This window comes from Daejeonella sp., from assembly GCF_049655485.1.
Classification (GTDB): Bacteria; Bacteroidota; Bacteroidia; order Sphingobacteriales; family Sphingobacteriaceae; genus Daejeonella.
Map to the genome: position 1 here is coordinate 1 of NZ_JBASJU010000436.1, position 5,517 is coordinate 5,517.

At 41.6% G+C, this 5,517-nt stretch carries 8 protein-coding genes; 1 reads left to right on the forward strand and 7 read right to left on the reverse strand.

The features are described from left to right. The 3 genes from WBJ10_RS17460 to WBJ10_RS17470 all read right to left on the reverse strand — a co-directional run. The coding region (locus WBJ10_RS17460) for an efflux RND transporter permease subunit (RefSeq protein ID WP_424292625.1) at window positions 1-235 on the reverse strand (235 nt) is incomplete at its 3' end. 15 nt (window positions 236-250) lie between these two features. Continuing rightward, window positions 251-1,318, reverse strand: coding sequence for an efflux RND transporter periplasmic adaptor subunit (locus WBJ10_RS17465; RefSeq protein ID WP_276348996.1), 1,068 nt, complete (start codon window positions 1,316-1,318; stop codon window positions 251-253). 67 nt (window positions 1,319-1,385) lie between these two features. After that, window positions 1,386-1,979 carry a TetR/AcrR family transcriptional regulator gene (locus WBJ10_RS17470; RefSeq protein WP_276348995.1) on the reverse strand — a complete coding sequence of 198 codons (594 nt, stop codon included), beginning with the start codon at window positions 1,977-1,979 and terminating at the stop codon, window positions 1,386-1,388. Between the two features lie 493 nt (window positions 1,980-2,472). Between WBJ10_RS17470 and WBJ10_RS17475 the strand changes: the two genes are divergently transcribed. Then, on the forward strand, window positions 2,473-2,745 hold the full coding sequence (locus WBJ10_RS17475) for a PAS domain-containing protein (RefSeq protein ID WP_276348994.1): 273 nt from the start codon (window positions 2,473-2,475) through the stop codon (window positions 2,743-2,745). A gap of 219 nt (window positions 2,746-2,964) precedes the next feature. On the opposite strand, the gene WBJ10_RS17480 is transcribed toward WBJ10_RS17475, so the two are convergent. The 4 genes from WBJ10_RS17480 to WBJ10_RS17495 form a co-directional block, all read right to left on the reverse strand. After that, entirely contained in the window at window positions 2,965-3,366 is a 402-nt protein-coding gene (locus WBJ10_RS17480; RefSeq protein ID WP_276348993.1) for a hypothetical protein, read from the reverse strand. Window positions 3,367-3,389: 23 nt separating this feature from the next. Then, window positions 3,390-3,617 (reverse strand): hypothetical protein, encoded by a 228-nt coding sequence (locus tag WBJ10_RS17485; RefSeq protein ID WP_424292628.1) that lies wholly within the window; start codon window positions 3,615-3,617, stop codon window positions 3,390-3,392. Window positions 3,618-3,696: 79 nt separating this feature from the next. Further along, a complete protein-coding gene (locus WBJ10_RS17490; RefSeq protein ID WP_424292630.1) occupies window positions 3,697-5,133 on the reverse strand; it encodes a hypothetical protein in 1,437 nt (478 codons plus the stop codon). A gap of 16 nt (window positions 5,134-5,149) precedes the next feature. After that, a partial coding sequence (locus tag WBJ10_RS17495; RefSeq protein ID WP_424292631.1) for a hypothetical protein occupies window positions 5,150-5,517 on the reverse strand: 368 nt, incomplete at its 5' end.

Below are 5,517 nucleotides of genomic sequence, written 5' to 3' on the forward strand. Positions count from 1 at the left end.
TAAAGCTAAAGAGGTATTCTTCTACTTTTTTTGTCAGTTGCTGTTCCACCTGCTCCGATGACGCCCCCGGATACACGCCCACAATAACACCTTGCCGGATGGTGAAACTTGGGAATTCGTTGCGGGGCATATTAAAAAGAGCATAAATGCCCAGCACTACCAACACAGTAGCCAGGGAGAGTGGGAGGGCCTTATAGCGCATAGCCCATTCCACAATATTTGTATTTTCTTTCATAAACCTAAGGACTGATTACCGGACAATCTGAATGGCGGTGCTGTCGGTTAATTTATGATAGCCGGATGTGATGAGATTTTCTGAGCCTTGCAGGCCTTCGGTTACCCGAATACCGTTGTTATATAAAGTGCCGATCCGGATGTTTTTACGCAACGCCAGTTGGCCGTCGGCACTGGCGACATACACAAAATTTTGCCCGTTCACGTCTACCTGCACGGCTTCTACCGGCACAATAAGCTGGCTGGAATTAGCCGCATTAACGTTGCTTGCGCGGCTACTCTGAAAGGTTACATTGCAAAACATACCGGGTTTTAACTCTTCACCCGGGTTGGGTAAGCTAATTTTAACTGTATAGTTGGGGGTGCCGGCGGCGGTCAGTACGGCTACTTCGTCTACCGTACCCTCCACTTTTTTATTGCCCAGGGCCGGCACCGTCACCCGTGCTTTATCTCCTTTTTTGTGAGTATTTATTTCGGCTTCCGGAATGGGCACGGCGACACTTACCTGGGAAATATCCAGTATCTGAACCGCAGGCGCACCGGGAGCCGCCAATGAACCAGCTTCAATATTTTTAGCCCCGATATATCCGCTTTGGGGGGCATAGAGTTTGGTATGGGCAATATTTTGATAAGTAACCCGGGCCCCAGAACGGGCCTGGTCGTATTGCGATTTCGCTTCCAACATCCTGATTTCGGCAATACTGCCTTTTTTAAAGACTTCTGAAATGCGTTTATAATTCTCCTCCGCCAATCTTACCTGAGCCATTTGAGCCTCGTATTGGCTGCGGTAAGCGGTTTCATCTACCGTGGCAATAAGTTGTCCTTTCTTCACAAACTGCCCTTCAGCCACCGGTACAGATTTTATATTGCCTGATACCAGGAAGCTCAACTGCACTACTTTATTAGCCTGAATGGTGCCGGTATATTCCAGGTTGCTGCCTTGATTCTGGGAATTAGCTAAAGCCACTGTTTCTACCCGCACTGGTTCAATGGTTTTAGTCTCTTCCTGATTCATTTGACAAGCAGTATTTAGCAAGCCAATTAGTGTAAGACTGGCTGCTAAGGGAATTTTCAGTAATTTCATGTAACCAAATAAATTTAAACATTTAAACAAATTTTTGCTTTTTTGTCGAAGCTAGAAGCAAAAATTTTTACTTTAATCCTTTTATAAGGATATCAACCAGCCACTTAAGCCTGTTTTCTAAGCCAGCCATACCATTAAAGAGGACTATTTCCTGTTCAAAGCTGCGAAAGGCAATAACAAGAGTTTCCACTAAAAATTTCTTATCCTCCTGATGAAGTTCAGCGATTTCTCCTTTTTCTACGCCAAAAGTGAATATACCATTCACAACATCGAATTCTTCCTCCAATAGCAACCGGTTAAGCGTGAAAACTAATTGTTCCTGGTCATTCAGGTCTTTCATGATATTACCATATTCCATAATTAAAACCTTTAACCGCTTCAACTTTACAAGATTGTAAGCAACAAGGTTTTCGGCTAAGGAGGCTTTCGGGTTTATTTTCTCTTTCGCTAGTTTTATAATACCCGTAAACTCAGTAATAGCAAATGCCTCAAAAACCTCGGTTTTATTGCCAAAGTAATGATAGATAGTGCTACGGCCTTTTCCTGATGCTTTGGAAATATCATCCATGTTCACTTTCGTGTAGCCGTAACGCCGGAAAACTTCTTTCGAAGCCTTCACAATGTTTTCTTTCACCATCTCAAAATTTGCATCCAATTTCATTCGACAAAATTATAAATTATGTCGAAAAATAAAAATATATTTTTAATATTTGGAGACTGTTTTAATAATTAGGGATTAGTGTAAAAGGATCTGTCAGTCATAAACAAAGGAGCTAACCAAAAACAGATTCTATTGGGATATAGGGGTAAATTAAAAGAAAGTACAAAAAGCGCCATGACTTCGCTGTAGAAAAATTCCTTGGGCTTTATCCAAGTATATCTAATTCTCATGGATTAGAATTAGGGATTCAGCAGTATCAGCAAAATTATTACTCCAGACTAATTAATTAAGTTTTATTAGACTATCTCTTTTTAGAACTAAAGAAGAAGGGAGAGGAGCATTCAGGAGCTTTTTTGGAACTATGAGATTACAATAGTGTTTACGAAATATTTCGCTAAACCCGGAGAATCGAGAATTCAAAGGAAATGTTAATAAAAAATCCTGCAGCGAAGTCGTGACGGATTTTGTATTTTTCTTTAATAGACACATGATCATGGAATTGCCTGATTTATATTTTAACGACCTTTTTGAAAATACGAGCGATCTCATATACTACGTGAGCGGTAGTGGTGTTATCGAGAAAGTGAATCCTGTCTGGCTGTCAACTCTTGGTTATAAATACGATGAAGTAAGGGGCAAGTCAGTTTACGAATTTGTATCTCCGGAGGAACTTTCTGTCTTTAAAGCCTACCGGGAAAAAATCTTCTTCGAATCAATAACCCCTGGAAACGCAAAAGATCGTAAAGCAGATCCCTACCCATTTTGATATCATGTTTTTCCATCTCAGGCAGGAGCAGAAACAATAGCTTCCGTGTACCCAACATAGGAATAGCTGAGCGAAATTCACTTACCAGGGACAACACGATCATATGCGCTATACTTGTTCGAGCGGCCTTATGATGAGCTAAATAATAAGTCTGGCGGCTTATACCAAACAATGCACACAATTCTAACAGGGTGTTTTACGGTAGCTTCTGCCTCATTCTTAAGACTGTTTGGTACCACGCTTTTTTCGGATCTTAATATGCAAGTCAGTCTCAGCAACTTCGATCATTGTTTCCAGTGCAATGTTCTTCAATTGGGAGTGTGCAAGTGCCTTAGTCAATTCTTCTATCTTCCTGATGAGTAATTTTGATTCTTGACTTTCGGTCATAGCCGATGGCTTTCGAGAACTTTGTGCATTTAGCAATGTAACCAAATTGTCCTTGCGTTGCCAATGAATTATGGTAGTTCGTGGTATACCGTATCTTCTGCTTGCTTCCCGCTGACCAATTAAACCTAATTTAAGTTCTTTTAAAATTTTGCTCTTGGTATTCTCGTCTAATCTACCCCACGCCTTCCGTTTTTCGATAGTGACTTTTCCCTTGATAATCGTTTTTGTTTTCATGTATGCTTGGCTTTAATGACAAGCTATGTCAGGACGAGACAGGATGAGCAAACTTCGGCAACATTAAAAGGCGGGACGTCTCCCTCCGCTGTTCTTAAAAATCCACAGATAAAATCTTTTTCCCCTTCTGAAAGCGATACACCATCGGTAGCCCGCTGGAAAAGATCTGTTAATATGTTGTGCAACCGCAGATCCTCGCCAGGATTCTCCCAATTGGGTTTTATTTCAGATGATGTATACTTACCAATCATAATTACAAAAATAAAGTTTCTCGTGCCGACTCATTAATAAAGAAGAGATTCTTTCGAATTAAAAGATCGTTACTCATAATTATTCTGGAGAGCTATTGTCAAAAAACTTAGTTTCATCTTCACTTTGAGGAATCAAGACCATTGTAAGTGAATTTAAGACACTGAATGGGTGTGGTATACCGTAAACCAGCATTTGCTTTTTATCATAGAAAATGTGCGCGATATCAGGAAAGCAATCCGGGTCAACCGGGTATTTAGCGTCAGGGTTATGGTACATGACCAGACCATCACCCCAAGCCTCTTCATAATCTTCGTCGGCTATGTTTTGAGCCATACGTATTGGGGTAATAGAATTTGGATCGGGATTGTAAACATCCATGAAGCGGATCATCTGTGTGTCCGCACGCCCTAACCCTGCCAGCTGGCCCATTCGGTTAAAAGTGGTTAAGGTAGCACTATTGGAAAAAAGAACGACGCTTACATTTTCAGCATCCGGCAAAAGAAAAAAACCGGATTCTATTTTTTTGCCTTTCCATTCGTGCCAGTGCACAGATTCATAATCCTGGCTAACGCCATGCTTTGTTTGGCGAACTCCCAACACTACTTCACCATTTTCATCAAGTGTATATTTCGGCCTTACGCCGAAAAGATAATCGATCAGTGCATTCCTCGACCAGGTCATCGAACCCAGTTTTTCAGGAGTGGATGCTTGATGAAAATCGTGTATGGCAATTATGAAAGGCTTGCCCGAAACGTGGTTTTTAAGCCAGTATTTTTTTCTTAGTTTGGAAATCAGCGAGCTGCCATATTTGATCGGCATGTAATCCCGGCTGAGTAAAAAGGCATCAGTCATATTTTGCGGATTAGGCTCATCAAACTGTGTACTTTTGTTTACCGTCACCGCTTCGATAGCGAAATCTTCTCCGTAATAGGATACCAGGTAATCCGGAGCGCTTTTGCTTTTGTCAAAATCAAATCCGGCAGAATACAGGTAAACATACAGGTACAGTTCCCATAACCTGGCATCAAATCCTGTTGTCTGGAAATCCTTAATGTAGTTGCCATCAACGTCCATAAAGCTGTAGACGATCTCATTGATCATGTTTCGCGCCCCTTCATGCCCTCGTTGATCCAGTAAGGATTTGAAATAGGGATGTAACTTGTCTACGGGTACCTGTGGCTGCAAAAATTCATGAGGCAGCATCTTTTCATCCCCTTGTTCATAAACCTCCTGCCCGTCATTTTCATATTTTGCAAAAGCCTCTATTAGCGCCTCTTCTGCCTCATCCTGTGTTTCAAAGGTATGGTTAGCAAAATCCCAGGCCCTGAATATTTTACGCTTATCCCTAGCCAGTATCATATATAAGTATTCCCCGTCAGTGTCTATAACAACCGTTCCCAGTAATTTGACATTAAAGGCTTCGTACCAGGCCAGCTCTTTAAAGCTATACAGGAGGAAAGGCAGGCGTACATAACAAAAGGCATTAAACCGGCGTAAGGAGATTTTCCTAATCATGGTGTTTCTAATATGCTTATCTGCCCAACGGCAAGCATTGATATATTATTTTACCTGTTGGATCTGCTCCCTGTTGCATCATCAGCAACGGCAGCGCTTCCGGCATAACGAAATCTGCCAGCAGGTCGCGGTATTGTTCAATGGCACCCTGATCATAGATCCAGATAAAAGGTTGGATCAATATCTGCTCATACCGGGCATGAAGTAGAGGTTCATCGAATTTCTTCTCTTTCCACTTTTTCTCAATCCGGTGTGTGAGGACGATACGTAAACCTTCGCGGTCAGTGATGCGGTCGTGATCCAGGTTGACATTTAAAATATCTATCAAAACCTTTTGACCATCCGGGCGGATCAGTAATAGATCCGCATCCTTACCTTTATTGT